At 52.0% G+C, this 14,632-nt stretch carries 28 protein-coding genes; all 28 read left to right on the top strand.

Annotated features, from left to right (window positions below):
* Positions 1–298: 298 nt before the first annotated feature.
* The 28 genes from rpsJ to rplQ all read left to right on the top strand — a co-directional run bounded on the left by rpsJ (position 299) and on the right by rplQ (position 14,388).
* Positions 299–634 carry a 30S ribosomal protein S10 gene (gene rpsJ / locus ACO6UY_RS13060; RefSeq protein WP_066014867.1) on the top strand — a complete coding sequence of 112 codons (336 nt, stop codon included), beginning with the start codon at positions 299–301 and terminating at the stop codon, positions 632–634.
* 101 nt (positions 635–735) lie between these two features.
* Positions 736–1,380: a 50S ribosomal protein L3 gene (rplC, locus tag ACO6UY_RS13055; RefSeq protein WP_422447495.1), complete on the top strand. Its 645-nt coding sequence runs from the start codon at positions 736–738 to the stop codon at positions 1,378–1,380.
* A gap of 12 nt (positions 1,381–1,392) precedes the next feature.
* The gene (gene rplD / locus ACO6UY_RS13050) at positions 1,393–1,995 is read left to right on the top strand and encodes a 50S ribosomal protein L4 (protein WP_269672620.1); all 603 of its coding nucleotides are present in this window, start codon (positions 1,393–1,395) and stop codon (positions 1,993–1,995) included.
* Positions 1,992–2,288 (top strand): 50S ribosomal protein L23, encoded by a 297-nt coding sequence (gene rplW, locus ACO6UY_RS13045; RefSeq protein WP_422447493.1) that lies wholly within the window; start codon positions 1,992–1,994, stop codon positions 2,286–2,288. Before rplD ends, rplW begins: the two co-directional genes overlap by 4 nt.
* 11 nt (positions 2,289–2,299) lie before the next feature.
* A complete protein-coding gene (gene rplB, locus ACO6UY_RS13040; protein ID WP_209276240.1) occupies positions 2,300–3,127 on the top strand; it encodes a 50S ribosomal protein L2 in 828 nt (275 codons plus the stop codon).
* Positions 3,128–3,148: 21 nt separating this feature from the next.
* On the top strand, positions 3,149–3,427 hold the full coding sequence (gene rpsS / locus ACO6UY_RS13035) for a 30S ribosomal protein S19 (protein WP_066014871.1): 279 nt from the start codon (positions 3,149–3,151) through the stop codon (positions 3,425–3,427).
* A 12-nt stretch (positions 3,428–3,439) separates the two neighbouring features.
* A complete protein-coding gene (rplV, locus tag ACO6UY_RS13030; protein ID WP_066014872.1) occupies positions 3,440–3,775 on the top strand; it encodes a 50S ribosomal protein L22 in 336 nt (111 codons plus the stop codon).
* Between the two features lie 11 nt (positions 3,776–3,786).
* Positions 3,787–4,494: a 30S ribosomal protein S3 gene (rpsC, locus tag ACO6UY_RS13025; RefSeq protein ID WP_422447490.1), complete on the top strand. Its 708-nt coding sequence runs from the start codon at positions 3,787–3,789 to the stop codon at positions 4,492–4,494.
* Between the two features lie 11 nt (positions 4,495–4,505).
* A complete protein-coding gene (rplP, locus tag ACO6UY_RS13020; RefSeq protein ID WP_020582409.1) occupies positions 4,506–4,919 on the top strand; it encodes a 50S ribosomal protein L16 in 414 nt (137 codons plus the stop codon).
* On the top strand, positions 4,919–5,110 hold the full coding sequence (gene rpmC, locus ACO6UY_RS13015) for a 50S ribosomal protein L29 (protein WP_020582408.1): 192 nt from the start codon (positions 4,919–4,921) through the stop codon (positions 5,108–5,110). Before rplP ends, rpmC begins: the two co-directional genes overlap by 1 nt.
* Before the next feature lies 1 nt (position 5,111).
* Complete coding sequence (gene rpsQ, locus ACO6UY_RS13010) at positions 5,112–5,387, top strand: 30S ribosomal protein S17 (protein ID WP_101746637.1); 276 nt, start codon at positions 5,112–5,114, stop codon at positions 5,385–5,387.
* Between the two features lie 127 nt (positions 5,388–5,514).
* Positions 5,515–5,883: a 50S ribosomal protein L14 gene (rplN, locus tag ACO6UY_RS13005; protein ID WP_066014875.1), complete on the top strand. Its 369-nt coding sequence runs from the start codon at positions 5,515–5,517 to the stop codon at positions 5,881–5,883.
* 12 nt (positions 5,884–5,895) lie between these two features.
* The gene (gene rplX, locus ACO6UY_RS13000) at positions 5,896–6,210 is read left to right on the top strand and encodes a 50S ribosomal protein L24 (protein WP_422447487.1); all 315 of its coding nucleotides are present in this window, start codon (positions 5,896–5,898) and stop codon (positions 6,208–6,210) included.
* Between the two features lie 10 nt (positions 6,211–6,220).
* A complete protein-coding gene (gene rplE / locus ACO6UY_RS12995; protein WP_101746635.1) occupies positions 6,221–6,760 on the top strand; it encodes a 50S ribosomal protein L5 in 540 nt (179 codons plus the stop codon).
* Between the two features lie 16 nt (positions 6,761–6,776).
* Positions 6,777–7,082, top strand: a complete 306-nt coding sequence (gene rpsN, locus ACO6UY_RS12990) for a 30S ribosomal protein S14 (protein WP_101746634.1) — start codon at positions 6,777–6,779, stop codon at positions 7,080–7,082.
* 29 nt (positions 7,083–7,111) lie between these two features.
* Positions 7,112–7,504, top strand: a complete 393-nt coding sequence (gene rpsH, locus ACO6UY_RS12985) for a 30S ribosomal protein S8 (protein WP_101746633.1) — start codon at positions 7,112–7,114, stop codon at positions 7,502–7,504.
* 12 nt (positions 7,505–7,516) lie between these two features.
* On the top strand, positions 7,517–8,050 hold the full coding sequence (gene rplF / locus ACO6UY_RS12980; RefSeq protein ID WP_269672624.1) for a 50S ribosomal protein L6: 534 nt from the start codon (positions 7,517–7,519) through the stop codon (positions 8,048–8,050).
* 14 nt (positions 8,051–8,064) lie between these two features.
* The gene (gene rplR / locus ACO6UY_RS12975; RefSeq protein WP_101746631.1) at positions 8,065–8,415 is read left to right on the top strand and encodes a 50S ribosomal protein L18; all 351 of its coding nucleotides are present in this window, start codon (positions 8,065–8,067) and stop codon (positions 8,413–8,415) included.
* Between the two features lie 12 nt (positions 8,416–8,427).
* Positions 8,428–8,943, top strand: a complete 516-nt coding sequence (gene rpsE, locus ACO6UY_RS12970; RefSeq protein WP_101746630.1) for a 30S ribosomal protein S5 — start codon at positions 8,428–8,430, stop codon at positions 8,941–8,943.
* Positions 8,944–8,946: 3 nt separating this feature from the next.
* A complete protein-coding gene (gene rpmD, locus ACO6UY_RS12965) occupies positions 8,947–9,132 on the top strand; it encodes a 50S ribosomal protein L30 (RefSeq protein ID WP_209276238.1) in 186 nt (61 codons plus the stop codon).
* A 1-nt stretch (position 9,133) separates the two neighbouring features.
* Positions 9,134–9,568: a 50S ribosomal protein L15 gene (rplO, locus tag ACO6UY_RS12960; protein ID WP_101746628.1), complete on the top strand. Its 435-nt coding sequence runs from the start codon at positions 9,134–9,136 to the stop codon at positions 9,566–9,568.
* Positions 9,569–10,894, top strand: coding sequence for a preprotein translocase subunit SecY (gene secY, locus ACO6UY_RS12955; RefSeq protein WP_101746627.1), 1,326 nt, complete (start codon positions 9,569–9,571; stop codon positions 10,892–10,894).
* A gap of 45 nt (positions 10,895–10,939) precedes the next feature.
* Positions 10,940–11,053, top strand: coding sequence for a 50S ribosomal protein L36 (gene rpmJ / locus ACO6UY_RS12950; protein WP_081622108.1), 114 nt, complete (start codon positions 10,940–10,942; stop codon positions 11,051–11,053).
* Positions 11,054–11,408: 355 nt separating this feature from the next.
* The gene (gene rpsM / locus ACO6UY_RS12945) at positions 11,409–11,765 is read left to right on the top strand and encodes a 30S ribosomal protein S13 (RefSeq protein ID WP_101746626.1); all 357 of its coding nucleotides are present in this window, start codon (positions 11,409–11,411) and stop codon (positions 11,763–11,765) included.
* Positions 11,766–11,868: 103 nt separating this feature from the next.
* Positions 11,869–12,258: a 30S ribosomal protein S11 gene (gene rpsK / locus ACO6UY_RS12940; RefSeq protein WP_020582394.1), complete on the top strand. Its 390-nt coding sequence runs from the start codon at positions 11,869–11,871 to the stop codon at positions 12,256–12,258.
* A 15-nt stretch (positions 12,259–12,273) separates the two neighbouring features.
* The gene (gene rpsD / locus ACO6UY_RS12935) at positions 12,274–12,894 is read left to right on the top strand and encodes a 30S ribosomal protein S4 (RefSeq protein WP_101746625.1); all 621 of its coding nucleotides are present in this window, start codon (positions 12,274–12,276) and stop codon (positions 12,892–12,894) included.
* Between the two features lie 31 nt (positions 12,895–12,925).
* Positions 12,926–13,927, top strand: coding sequence for a DNA-directed RNA polymerase subunit alpha (locus tag ACO6UY_RS12930; RefSeq protein ID WP_422447480.1), 1,002 nt, complete (start codon positions 12,926–12,928; stop codon positions 13,925–13,927).
* 68 nt (positions 13,928–13,995) lie between these two features.
* Positions 13,996–14,388, top strand: a complete 393-nt coding sequence (rplQ, locus tag ACO6UY_RS12925; RefSeq protein WP_101746623.1) for a 50S ribosomal protein L17 — start codon at positions 13,996–13,998, stop codon at positions 14,386–14,388.
* Positions 14,389–14,632 lie beyond the last annotated feature (244 nt).

Below are 14,632 nucleotides of genomic sequence, written 5' to 3'. Positions count from 1 at the left end.
AAATGTGGCCATGCGAAACTCATAAATGCCCTGTAAATAATGAAATGTCGGGGCGGTGCACTAACCTGCCGTGACGACTACTCAGCCCGACTTCATATTGTCCCTATTCAGCGAACCCCCTCCGGCCATGTATCATGCCCGCCTGATAAAATGACCCTCTGCTCTTCCATATAACAAAAACTTGTTTGGAAGCTTGTGTTGACAGCAAGTTTTGTGGTTAGTAGAATTTTGCGTCCTTTTGTCTAGGTGACATAGTTCATCAGACTTTGTTCTTTATAGATGCCATGGTTAGAACAAAATGAGCCAACAATCAAAGCAGTCCTCACAGGCGCAGCAAATTCGTATTCGCCTGAAGGCTTTTGACCATCGCCTGATTGACCAGTCTACGCAGGAAATCGTTGATACTGCAAAAAGAACTGGTGCGCAGGTTCGTGGTCCAATCCCTCTGCCAACACGAAAAGAACGCTTTACCGTACTGATTTCTCCACACGTCAACAAAGACGCTCGTGACCAGTATGAAATCCGTACCCATAAGCGTCTTCTCGACATTATCGAGCCCACCGAAAAAACTGTAGACGCACTGATGAAACTGGATCTGGCAGCCGGTGTCGAAGTGCAGATCAGTCTCGGTTAATGAGGCCATGGGCTCTCCATCAAAGTGTGCACACTTTTGTGTAACAGCTCTGAAGTGAGCGGCCATAGTGGGTAATAGCCCCGTACACGAGAGAGGTTGAAATGACTATTGGATTAGTCGGCAAGAAACGCGGTATGACCCGTGTTTTCACCGAAGACGGTGTTTCCATACCGGTTACCGTAATTGAGGTAGATCCAAACCGCGTTACCCAGGTGAAAACCCTGGAAACCGACGGATATACTGCAATTCAGGTAACTTCCGGAAGCAAGAAAAGCAGCCGTCTGAGCAAGCCGGAAGCTGGCCACTTCGCCAAAGCAGGCGTTGAAGCTGGTTCTGGTCTCTGGGAATTCCGTATCGACGCTGACGCTGAATACCAAGCGGGCGACGTTATCGGTGTAGACCTGTTTGAGCAAGGTCAGAAAGTAGACGTTACCGGTCAGTCCAAGGGTAAGGGCTTCCAGGGTGCTATCAAGCGCTGGAACTTCCGTATGCAGGACGCTACCCACGGTAACTCTCTGTCTCACCGTGCACCTGGCTCTATCGGCCAGTGTCAGACTCCTGGTCGTGTCTTCAAAGGCAAGAAAATGGCTGGACATATGGGCGCTGAAAACGTGACCGTACAGTCCCTGGAACTCGTTCGCGTTGATAGCGAGCGTAACCTGCTGCTGGTCAAAGGCGCAGTACCTGGTGCAACCGGTGCTGACGTTATTGTTCGTCCAGCAGTTAAAGCACGTGCTCACGCCTGAGGGGATTAGACGATGGAACTGAAGGTAAACGGTGCAGATGCCGTTCAGGTCTCAGACGTGACTTTTGGCACTGAATTCAACGAAACCCTGGTTCACCAGGCGGTTGTTGCATTCATGGCCGGTGCGCGTCAAGGCACCAGAGCTCAGAAAAACCGCAGCGACGTAAGTGGCGGTGGTCGTAAGCCCTGGCGTCAGAAAGGTTCCGGTCGTGCACGCGCCGGTACTATCCGCAGCCCACTGTGGCGCGGGGGCGGCAAGACATTTGCTGCCAAACCACAGAATCACGCTCAAAAGCTGAACAAAAAGATGTATCGCGCAGCGCTGCGTTCCATCTTGTCCGAGCTGGTTCGTCAAGAGCGTCTTATTGTGGTTGAACAGTTCGCTGTTGAATCACCAAAGACCAAACTGGTTGTAGCCAAGCTGAATGAACTGAACGCTAACGGCGCGTTGATCGTTGCTGATGAAGTGGATCAGAACATTTATCTGGCCGCTCGCAACATTCCTCATGTGGATGTTCGTGACGTTCAGGGTATTGATCCGGTTAGCCTGGTTGCTCACGAGAAAGTCGTGATGACCGTGTCTGCCATCAAGAAGTTCGAGGAGATGCTGGGATGAACCAGGAACGTATTTTTAAAGTTCTGCTTGGTCCGCACATTTCCGAGAAGACCACTGTCGTTGCTGAAGAGCACAATCAGTACGTCTTCAAGGTAGCCAGGGACGCAACCAAGCTCGAAATCAAAAAAGCTGTTGAGCAGCTGTTTGACGTCAGCGTTAAAGCTGTCAGGACTGCCGTTGTTAAGGGCAAGACCAAGCGTACTCGTTTCGGTATGGGCCAGCGCTCAGACTGGAAAAAGGCGTACGTCAGCCTGGAGCAAGGTCAGGAAATTGACTTCGCGGACGCGGAATAAGGAGCTAGAGAATGGCAGTAATCAAATGCAAGCCGACTTCTCCAGGTCGCCGCTTCGTTGTCAAGGTAGTTAACCCTGACCTCCACAAGGGCCGCCCATACGCGCCTCTGGTGGAAAAGAAAGGCAAAACTGGTGGTCGCAACAATGCTGGTCGTATCACTACCCGTCATCGCGGGGGTGGTCACAAGCAGCACTACCGTATCGTAGACTTTCGTCGCAACAAGGACGGCATTCCAGCTGTTGTTGAGCGTCTGGAATACGATCCAAACCGTACTGCGCACATCGCCCTGTTGAAATACATGGATGGTGAGCGTCGTTACATTATCGCACCTAAAGGTGTGAAAGCCGGTGATGAGCTGTTCTCCGGTGTCGATGCCCCGATCAAAGCTGGTAATACTCTGCCTCTGCGCAATATTCCACAGGGTTCCATCGTACACTGTGTAGAAATGAAGCCTGGTAAAGGCGCTCAGATGATTCGCAGTGCTGGTGCTTCTGCCCAGCTGGTCGCTCGTGACGGTGCTTATGTTACCCTGCGTCTGCGTTCCGGTGAAATGCGTAAAGTATTGGCTGACTGTCGCGCCACTCTGGGCGAAGTCTCTAACAGTGAGCACAACCTGCGCTCTCTGGGTAAAGCGGGTGCTAAGCGCTGGCGTGGTGTGCGTCCGACCGTTCGTGGTGTTGCCATGAACCCGGTAGATCACCCACATGGTGGTGGTGAAGGTCGTACTTCCGGTGGTCGTCATCCTGTGACGCCATGGGGTATTCCGACCAAGGGTCGCAAGACTCGTTCCAACAAGCGTACGGACAAAATGATCGTACGTCGTCGCAGCGCGAAGTAAGCCTAGAGAGAGGATACGATAGTGCCACGTTCATTGAAAAAAGGCCCATTTATCGACCTTCACCTGCTGAAGAAAGTCGAAGAAGCGGCTGAAAGCGGCAACAAGCGTCCGATCAAGACCTGGTCTCGCCGCTCCATGATTATCCCAACCATGGTTGGTCTGACTCTGGCTGTGCACAACGGTCGTCAGCACGTTCCTGTCTTCGTTACCGAAGATATGGTTGGCCACAAGCTGGGTGAGTTTGCTGCAACCCGTACTTATCGCGGTCACGCAGCAGACAAGAAGGCCAAGAAGCGCTAAGAGGGTATAGAAATGAAAGAAGTTGCTGCTATGCATAAAGGCGCTCGCATTTCTGCCCAGAAAGCGCGTCTGGTCGCTGACCAGATCCGCGGCAAGGCAGTTGGCGAAGCCCTGGATCTCCTGAGCTACAGCCCGAAAAAAGCTGCAGTTCTGGTTAAGAAAGTGCTTGAGTCTGCTATTGCAAACGCTGAGCACAATGACGGCATGGACATCGATGAGCTGAAAGTCTCTACTGTCTTCGTTGACGAAGGCATGACGATGAAGCGCATTCGCCCACGTGCCAAGGGTCGTGCTGATCGCATTCTGAAGCGGTCTTGCCATATTACGGTTAAGGTTGCAGAGGTCTAAGGAGCGGTCAGATGGGTCAGAAAGTACATCCTAATGGAATTCGCCTGGGCATCGTTAAGCCCCACCGTTCAGTCTGGTTTGCAGATGGCAGCGATTACGCTGACAAACTGAATGCTGACCTGGCGGTGCGCAGTTTCATTGAAGAGAAGCTGAAAAACGCTTCTGTAAGCCATGTTGAAATCCAGCGTCCAGCGCAAAGCGCCCGCGTGACCATTCACACTGCCCGTCCGGGTATCGTGATTGGCAAGAAGGGTGAAGACGTTGAGAAGCTGCGTCAGGCGGTGTCCAAAATGATGGGCGTGCCTGTGCACATCAACATTGAAGAAATCCGCAAGCCTGAACTGAACGCCATGCTGGTGGCTCAGAGCATCGCTGGCCAGCTGGAGCGTCGTGTGATGTTCCGTCGTGCCATGAAGCGCTCTGTCCAGAACGCCATGCGTCTGGGTGCCAAGGGTATCAAGGTTCAACTGAGTGGCCGTCTTGGCGGTGCTGAAATTGCGCGTACTGAATGGTACCGCGAAGGTCGTGTGCCACTGCACACCCTGCGTGCTGACATCGATTATGCACATTATGAAGCACTGACCACTTACGGTATTCTGGGTGTCAAGGTCTGGATCTTTAAGGGTGAGGTTATCGGTGGCATGGCGCCTGCTGTTGAGCCTTCCAAAGATAAAGAACAGCCAGCTCGTCGCCCTAAGAAGCGTCAGGCTAAGAGTTAAGGAGCGCGGAAATGTTACAGCCCAAGCGTACGAAATTTCGTAAGCAGCAAAAAGGCCGCAATCGTGGTCTGGCACTCCGCGGCTCCAAGGTTAGCTTCGGCGAATACGCATTGAAAGCAATCGGTCGTGGACGTATAACAGCTCGCCAGATTGAGGCGGCTCGTCGTGCCATGACCCGTCACATTAAACGTGGCGGTAAAATCTGGATCCGCGTCTTCCCTGACAAGCCGATCACCGGTAAGCCTCTTGAGGTGCGTCAGGGTAAAGGTAAGGGTAACGTGGAATACTGGGTGTGCCAGATTCAACCAGGCCGCGTTCTCTATGAGATGGAAGGTGTGTCCGAAGAGCTGGCTCGTGAAGCCTTTGCTCTTGCAGCAGCCAAGCTGCCGCTGGAAACTGCCTTCGTTAAGCGGAGCGTAATGTGATGAAAGCTGCTGAACTGCGTGAAAAGTCTGTAGAGGAGCTCAATACTGAGCTGCTCTCTCTGCTGCGGGATCAGTTTAACTTCCGTATGCAGAAAGCTACTGGCCAGCTGGGTCAGAGCCATCTGCTGAAGCAGGTTAAGCGCGACATCGCTCGTGTGAAAACCATCCTGAACCAAAAGGCAGGAGCATAAGATGGCTGAAGAACTGGTTGGTCAAAAAAAGATCCGTACACTGTCCGGCAAGGTCGTGAGCGACAAGATGGATAAAACCATCACTGTTCTCATCGAGCGCCGGGTAAAACATCCGCTTCTGGGTAAAATCGTGAAGCGGTCCACCAAGTTGCACGCTCATGATGAAAACAACGACTGCCGTATGGGCGACGTTGTTACCATCAAAGAGACGCGTCCTCTGTCAAAGAGCAAGACGTTTACGCTTGTATCCATTGACGAGCGTGCTACTCAGATCTAAGGCTACGGTGCTTTGGGCTTGAGTGACTAATGGCCGTTCCGACAGGCTCTTAAAAGTTCTGTCGGAATGGTTGTTTTTGTGAAAGCCGGCGAGTACCCGTCTGCAGTTTGGGCTTGGAGAATAAGCAATGATCCAGACAGAAAGTCAACTCGAAGTCGCTGATAACAGCGGCGCCCGTCGAGTTCAGTGTATCAAGGTGCTGGGTGGATCCCACCGCCGCTACGCTGGCATTGGCGACATCATCAAAGTATCCGTGAAGGAAGCGATTCCCCGCGGTAAGGTCAAAAAAGGCCAGGTGATGAACGCTGTTGTCGTGCGTACCAAAAAAGGTGTTCGTCGTCCAGACGGTTCCCTGATCAAATTCGATGGCAATGCAGCCGTTCTTCTGAACGCCAACCTGCAGCCGATCGGTACCCGTATCTTTGGACCAGTGACTCGTGAGCTGCGCGGTGAGCAGTTCATGAAGATCATCTCACTGGCCCCAGAAGTACTGTAACGGGAGCAGGTAATGAAAAAGATCCGTCGTGATGACGAAGTCATCGTAATTGCCGGCAAGGACAAAGGTAAGCGCGGTAAAGTGCAAACCGTTCGTGCTGACGGCAAGCTGATTGTTTCTGGCATCAATATGATCAAGAAACATCAGAAGCCTAACCCGATGCTGGGCACTCCTGGTGGAATCGTAGAAAAAGAAGCGGCTATCGAAGCTTCTAACGTTGCGATTCTGAACCCTGAAACCAACAAGGCTGATCGTGTTGGCTTTGCTATCGAAGATGGCAAAAAGCAGCGCGTATTCAAGTCTGACGGCAAGCCTGTTGACGCGTAAGGGGAGAGTGATGGCAAATTTTAAAACCAAATATCGTGAAGAAATTCTGCCCATGCTCAAAGAAGAGCTGGGTGTGAAAAACGTTCATGAAGTGCCACGCATCACCAAAATTACCCTGAACATGGGTGTTGGTGAAGCGATTGGTGACAAGAAAGTCATCGAGCATGCGGTTGCTGACCTGGAAAAAATCGCCGGTCAGAAAGCTGTCGTGACCAAGGCCCGCAAATCCGTTGCTGGCTTTAAAGTCCGTGAAGGCTGGCCAATCGGTGTTAAGGTGACTCTGCGTCGTGAGCGCATGTATGAGTTCCTGGAGCGTCTGGTTGACATCGCTCTGCCACGTGTCCGTGACTTCCGTGGTCTGAGCCCCAAGTCTTTCGACGGCCGTGGTAACTACAGCATGGGTGTTAAAGAGCAGATCATCTTCCCTGAAGTTGATTACGACAAAATCGACACTCTGCGCGGTCTGGACATCACTCTGACCACTACCGCCAAGAATGACGAAGAAGGCCGTGCTCTGCTGAAGGCTTTCAACTTCCCATTCCGTAACTGATACAGGTACGAGTTTTATGGCAAAAGTATCCATGAAGCAGCGGGAACTGAAGCGTCAGCGCACCGTTGCCAAGTATGCTGAAAAGCGTGCACAGCTCAAAGCTGTGATTAACAATCCTAACAGCACTGAAGATGAGCGTTGGGATGCCCTGGTAGCTCTGCAGAAGCAGCCTCGCAATGCCAGCAAGGCGCGTCTGCGTAACCGCTGCCGCATCACTGGCCGTCCACACGGCGTACTGCGCAAATTCGGCCTGAGCCGTATCAAGCTGCGTGAAGCAGCGATGCGTGGTGATGTTCCAGGTCTGGTTAAAGCCAGCTGGTAAGCGCATTTCATCTTCGGGAGATATAGATAATGAGTATGCAGGACCCGTTAGCAGATATGCTAACTCGTATCCGTAATGCCCAGATGGCAGAGCACGCCTCTGTCACCATGCCGTCCTCCAAAATCAAGGTTGCTGTAGCCCGGGTTTTGAAAGACGAAGGTTTCATCGCTGACTACAAAGTCGCTGGCGAAGCCAAGGCTGAACTGGCCATCGAACTGAAGTATTTCGAAGGCAAGCCAGTTATTGAAAGCCTGAAGCGTACCAGCCGTCCTGGCCTGCGTTCTTACGCTGGCAAGGAAGCGCTGCCTAAAGTGAACGGCGGTCTGGGTATCGCTATCGTTTCCACCAACAAAGGTGTTATGACCGATCGTGCTGCCCGTGCAGCCGGTGTTGGTGGCGAAATTCTCTGCACTGTGTTCTAAGGGAGGGGTATTATGTCTCGAGTAGCCAAAAGCCCTGTTGCTGTCCCTGCTGGTGTAGAGATCAAGCGCAATGGCCAGATCCTGGTGATCAAAGGTTCCAAGGGTCAACTGGAACTTGTTGTTCACAACAATGTCGAAGTTGGACAGGAAGAAAACGTTCTGACGTTTGCTCCACGTGATGGTGCCAAGCACTCCCGTGCTCTGGCCGGCACTACCCGTGCCCTGGTTAACAACATGGTAACCGGCGTAACCGCTGGCTTCGAGAAGAAGCTGCAGCTGGTTGGTGTTGGTTATCGTGCAGCGGCCAAAGGTAATAGCCTGACTTTGAACCTGGGCTTCTCCCATCCGGTTGAATACGAACTGCCACAAGGCGTGACTTGTGAAACTCCGACCCAGACTGAAATTCTGGTTCGCGGTATCGACAAGCAGCTGGTTGGACAGGTTGCTGCGGAAATTCGTGAATTCCGTCGTCCTGAGCCTTATAAAGGCAAGGGTGTTCGCTATGCTGACGAACGCGTTCGTCGCAAAGAAGCCAAGAAAAAGTAAGGTAGGGTGAGATCATGATGGACAAGAAATCTTCTCGCCTGCGTCGTGCCCTTCGTGCAAGGGTTAAGATGCGTGAGCTGGGTGCCATTCGTCTGAGCATCCATCGTACGCCTCGCCACATCTATGCGCAGGTTATCGCCGCTGACGGCGACAAAGTGCTGGCATCTGCCTCCACTGTTGAAAAAGAACTGCGTGGCGACGCTACCGGTAACGTAGAAGCGGCCAAGAAAGTTGGTGCCCTGGTTGCTGAGCGTGCCAAGGCAGCGGGTGTGACCAAGGTGGCGTTTGACCGCTCTGGTTTCAAATATCACGGTCGTGTCAAGGCGCTTGCCGATGCAGCCCGTGAAGGCGGACTGGAATTCTAAGGGTAGAACGTCATGGCAAGAGAAAGAGATGAGCGTAAGCCTAACAACGACGAAGGCTTGATTGAGAAGCTGGTACAGGTTAACCGTGTCGCCAAAGTGGTGAAAGGTGGCCGTATCTTTGGCTTCACAGCGCTGACAGTCGTTGGTGATGGCAAGGGTAAGGTTGGTTTTGGTCGCGGTAAAGCCCGTGAAGTGCCAATCGCTATCCAGAAAGCTATGGAAGCTGCCCGTCGCAACATGATTCATGTTGACCTGAACGGTGACACCCTGCAGTACCCGGTTAAAGCCCGTCACGGTGCTTCCAAGGTTTACATGCAGCCAGCATCTGCTGGTACCGGTGTTATCGCCGGTGGTGCAATGCGTGCCGTTCTTGAAGTGGCTGGCGTACACAACGTACTGGCCAAGTGCTACGGTTCTACCAATCCGGTGAACGTGGTTCGTGCTACTTTTAACGGTCTGCGCGACATGCGTTCTCCTGAAGGCGTTGCTGCCAAGCGTGGCAAGTCTGTTGAGGATATCCTGGGGTAAGTCATGGCTGAGAAGATGATCAAAGTGACGCTCGTGAAGAGCACTAACGGTCGCCTCGAAAGCCACAAGGCTTGCGTACGGGGTCTGGGTCTGCGTCGTATCAACCACACTGTTGAAGTGGAAGACACTCCTTCAGTTCGTGGCATGATCAACAAGGTATCCTACCTTGTCCGGGTAGAAGGAGAATAACATGCGTTTGAATACTCTGAGCCCGGCTGAAGGTAGCCGCAAAGAGGGTAAGCGCGTAGGTCGTGGCATTGGCTCCGGCCTGGGCAAGACCTGTGGCCGTGGCCACAAGGGTCAGAAGTCCCGTTCCGGTGGTTCTGTCAAGCCAGGTTTCGAAGGCGGTCAGCAGCCACTGCAGCGTCGTCTGCCAAAGTTTGGCTTTACTTCACGCAAAGCGCGTTTTACTGCTGAGATTCGTCTGCACGAACTGAACAAGGTTGAAGCAGACGTGATCGATCTGGCAGCGCTGAAAGCAGCTGACCTGGTCAGCGGTAGCATCCAGCGCGCCAAAGTGGTACTGTCTGGCGAATTGGCTAAAGCAGTCACCATCAAAGGTCTGGCTGTTACCAAAGGCGCCCGTGCTGCGATTGAAGCTGCCGGTGGTAAGATCGAGGACTAAATGGCTAAGACATTACCTGTTGGGAATCAAAGCGGCTTAAACGAGCTGTGGTCTCGCGTTAAGTTCGTGTTTCTGGCGATCCTGGTTTACAGGATCGGTGCGCACATCCCTGTGCCGGGCATCAACCCTGATGCGCTGGCTCGGATGTTTCAACAAAATGAAGGCACCATTCTGGGTCTGTTCAACATGTTCTCTGGCGGTGCGCTGGAGAGAATGTCGGTACTGGCCCTGGGTATCATGCCTTATATTTCGGCGTCCATTATCGTTCAGTTGATGAGCGTGGTGAGCCCGCAGTTGGAGCAGCTCAAGAAGGAAGGTGAGTCCGGACGTCGCAAGATCAGCCAGTACACCCGCTACCTGACCGTTGCCCTGGCCCTGGTCCAGGGTACTGGCATGACTGTCGGTCTGGCCAATCAGGGTGTTGCCTTCAGCACTGACCTCAGCTTCTATATTGTCGCTGTTGTCACGTTCGTCACCGGTGCCGTCTTTATGATGTGGCTGGGCGAACAGGTGACTGAACGGGGAATCGGCAATGGTATTTCGATTCTCATTTTTGCAGGTATTGTCGCTGGTCTTCCAAGTGCGATTGTGCGGTCTTTCGAGTCCGCACGTCAGGGTGATATCAACATCCTGATGTTGCTCGCCGTTGCCCTTCTGGCAATTGCGATCATCGCATTTGTAGTCTTTATCGAACGGGGTCAGCGCCGGATAACCGTAAACTATGCCAAGCGTCAACAAGGGCGCAAGGTGTTTGCGGCCCAGAGCAGCCATCTGCCATTGAAGGTGAATATGGCCGGCGTTATTCCAGCTATTTTCGCTTCCAGCCTGCTGCTGTTCCCTGCGTCCATCGCGCAGTGGTTCGGCCAGGGTGAAGGCATGGGATGGCTGCAGGACATCGCTCTGGCGCTGGGTCCGGGTCAGCCACTGAACATCATACTGTTCTCGGCAGGCATCATCTTCTTCTGCTTCTTCTACACTGCCCTGGTCTTTAATCCAAAAGACGTGGCAGATAACCTGAAGAAGTCGGGTGCATTCATCCCCGGTATTCGTCCGGGCGAGCAGTCTGCACGTTATATTGATGGTGTCCTGACTCGCCTGACCATGTTCGGTGCTCTCTATATGACAGCAGTGTGTCTGTTGCCTCAGTTCCTGGTCGTGTCGGCTAACGTGCCGTTCTATCTGGGAGGCACCAGCCTGTTGATCGTGGTGGTCGTGGTGATGGACACCATGGCTCAGGTGCAGTCGCATCTCATGTCGCATCAGTATGAGTCGCTGCTGAAGAAATCCAATCTTAAGGGCTATGGCTCTGGCGGTCTGATCCGCTAAGCCACTCTCATTGAGAATAGTTCTGCAACGGTTGTGGAGTTAGTTATGAAAGTACGCGCGTCGGTTAAAAAAATCTGCCGCAACTGCAAGATCATCAAGCGTAAGGGTAATGTACGTGTGATCTGTCAGGAGCCGCGTCACAAACAGCGTCAGGGCTAATAATTGTCGGGAATCTACGGATTCTCGCGATAGCAGGACTCTGGTCTAATGTGACCTCAGGCAAAGCCAACCGCTCATGAAATTGTTCATGAGCGGTTGTGTTTTATCGAAAGGGGGATTACAATTTCCGCCTTTCGACCTGTTGGAAATGCCTTTTGCTGCGTGAGTGTTTTAGCCTTGCTTGATCGCTCCCAGGTGTTTTCTTCAGGATGAAAGCAGCCATTTCTGAAACAAAGGTTCTTTCCGGCGTTTCAATATGGTGACGTGTTTCAGTTTAATTTGGTTTTGCTGAGCAATCAGGAATGATCAACTGAATAGCTGTTACACGGTTAAATGTAATAACGGAGACGATTGAATGGCCCGTATTGCTGGCGTCAACATTCCAGATAACAAACATGCCGTTATCTCGTTGACCTACATTTTTGGTATCGGTAAGACTTCAGCTCAGCAGCTGTGTGCTGCCACTGGTGTTAACCCGTCTGCCAAAGTATCTGAATTGAGCGAAGATCAGCTGGAATCCCTGCGTACTGAAGTTGCAAAACTCAACGTAGAAGGTGACCTGCGTCGCGAAATCAGCATGAACATCAAGCGCCTGATGGACCTGGGTTGCTACCGTGGCCTTCGCCACCGTCGCAGTCTGCCGGTTCGTGGTCAGCGCTCAAAGACCAATGCCCGTACTCGTAAGGGTCCGCGCAAACCGATTCGTAAATAAGATCGTTTCATTTCTCTGAAGAAACGCTTTGCATAGACCTTTTCTTTTAAAGGCTTTTCTTTACAGGGAATAACGAACTTTTAAATACAGGATTTGTTCTGATATGGCAAAGCCAGGTACTCGTACACGTAAGAAAGTTAAAAAGTCGGTTGTGGATGGCATCGCCCATATTCACGCCTCTTTTAACAACACTATCGTGACAATTACCGACCGCCAGGGTAATGCACTCTCCTGGGCAACTGCAGGTGGCTCCGGCTTCCGTGGTTCCCGTAAGAGCACGCCATTTGCTGCACAGGTTGCAGCTGAGCGTGCCGGACGTGCCGCCGCTGAGTTCGGTCTGAAGAATTTGGACGTGAATGTTAAAGGGCCTGGTCCAGGCCGTGAATCCGCTGTACGCGCGCTCAACGCTTGTGGTTTCAAGATCAATAACATCACTGATGTTACCCCGATCCCACACAATGGTTGTCGTCCGCCCAAGAAGCGTCGTGTATAAGCAGGAGACCGGTAAATGGCTAGATATATAGGTCCTAAGTGCAAACTGTCTCGTCGTGAAGGCACTGATCTCTTCCTGAAGAGTGGTGTTCGTGCGCTCGAGTCAAAGTGCAAGGCAGAAAATGCTCCTGGCCAGCATGGCCAGCGTCGTGGTCGTCTTTCCGACTACGGTGTTCAGCTTCGTGAGAAGCAGAAAGTTCGTCGTATCTACGGTGTACTGGAAAAGCAGTTCCGTAACTACTACAAGGAAGCTGACCGTCTGAAGGGTGCAACCGGTTCAAACCTGTTGCAACTTCTGGAGTCTCGCCTTGATAATGTGGTTTACCGCATGGGATTCGGTTCTACCCGTGCAGAAGCACGCCAGCTGGTCAGCCACAAAGCTGTCATGGTTAATGGCAAGACTGTAAACATCCCGTCTTATCAGGTTAAGCCTGGTGACGTTGTTGCTATCCGTGAAAAGGCAAAGAACCAGCTGCGCATCAATGCAGCGCTTGAACTTGCTGCCCAGCGTGGTTTCTCCATCTGGGTAGAAGTGGACGCCAGCAAAAAAGAAGGTGTCTTCAAGACGCTGCCCGAGCGGAGTGATCTGGCGGCCGACATCAACGAGAGCTTGATCGTCGAGCTGTACTCCAAGTAAGGGATAGACAGTTAGGTGGGGTGTAACATCCATGCAGAATTCGGTTACTGAATTTCTAACTCCTCGACACATTGATGTCGAGGAAATCAGTCTGACACAGGCAAAGGTCACCCTGGAGCCGCTGGAACGTGGTTTTGGGCATACCTTAGGCAATGCCCTGCGTCGCATTCTTCTTTCCTCTATGCCCGGTTGTGCCGTGACTGAGGTAGAGATTGATGGCGTGCAGCATGAATACAGTGCTATTGAAGGTGTTCAGGAAGACGTTATTGAAATCCTGCTCAACCTCAAAGGCCTGGCTATTCGCATGACTGGCCGTGACAGCGTTACTCTGACTCTGAGCAAAAAAGGCGAGGGTGTCGTCACTGCTGCTGACATCCAGCTGGACCACGATGTTGAAATCGTGAATCCTGATCATGTTATTGCCCACATGAATAACAAGGGCAATCTCAACATGAAGCTGAAGGTTGCTCGTGGTCGTGGGTATGAATCAGCCGACAGCCGTCGTCAGGATGAAGAGGAAACTCGCGCTATCGGCCGTCTGCAGCTGGATGCCACCTATAGCCCTGTATACCGTGTTTCCTATGTCGTAGAAAGTGCTCGTGTAGAACAGCGTACTGACCTCGACAAGCTGGTTATCGATCTGGAAACCAATGGTACTCTGGATCCTGATGAAGCCATCCGTCGTGCTGCTACTATTCTGCAGCAGCAGCTGGCGGTATTCGTGGATCTGGAAGGTGAGTCCGAGCCAGAGCCTGTGAAGGAAGAAGACGAGGTTGATCCGATTCTTCTTCGTCCGGTTGATGATCTCGAACTGACCGTACGTAGTGCTAACTGCCTGAAGGCAGAGAACATCTACTACATTGGTGACCTGATCCAGCGCACTGAAGTTGAGTTGCTCAAGACCCCGAACCTGGGTAAGAAGTCCCTGACTGAAATCAAGGACGTTCTGGCCTCCCGTGGTCTGAGCTTGGGTATGCGTCTTGATAACTGGCCACCTGCCAGTTTGAAGAGCGACGATAAGGTTTCTGCTTAATTGCAGCCAGGAGCCGCCACTGTTGCAGAAACAGAAGCGGTTCCTGGTAAGAAGAGGAAGTTTGTGCCATGCGTCATCGTAAGAGTGGCCGCAAGCTTAACCGGAACAGTTCTCATCGCAAAGCGATGTTCAAGAATATGGCTGCTTCCCTGGTTGAGCACGAAGTAATCAAGACAACACTGCCAAAAGCGAAAGAGCTGCGCCGTGTTGCTGAACCGCTGATCACCCTGGCTAAGGAAGACAGCGTTGCTAACCGTCGGCTGGCGTTCGATCGTCTCCGTAACAAGGCTGCGGTAGGCAAACTGTTCACTGATCTGGGTCCGCGTTTCAAAGAGCGTCCAGGCGGTTACATCCGTATCATCAAGTGCGGATTCCGTCATGGTGACAACGCGCCTATGGCTTATGTCGAGTTGCTGGACCGTCCTGCTGTTGCAGCAGTAGAGTCCGCTGACGAAGAATAAGTCAGAAAAAAGCCGGGTTATCCCGGCTTTTTTGTTTTCACCCTGCCATGAAGTTCTTTTACTGTTTCTCTGTGTGTCCTTAGCATCTTGCCCTTCATAATCAGTTAACCAACTGTCATCGAATATTTTCTATCCATTGGCCATTCTACTTCAGAAGATGAGTCGGGATGTTATAAACGCTAACCAACTGGTTAGTGATTTATATGAAAACAAATGGAAAATAAGGAGTATCTCGAATCTCTTT

Source organism: Endozoicomonas sp. ALE010 (assembly GCF_049310165.1).
Taxonomy (GTDB): Bacteria; Pseudomonadota; Gammaproteobacteria; order Pseudomonadales; family Endozoicomonadaceae; genus Endozoicomonas.
Note: the sequence above shows the minus strand (reverse complement) of the source record. Positions and strands in the feature narration are given on the sequence as shown.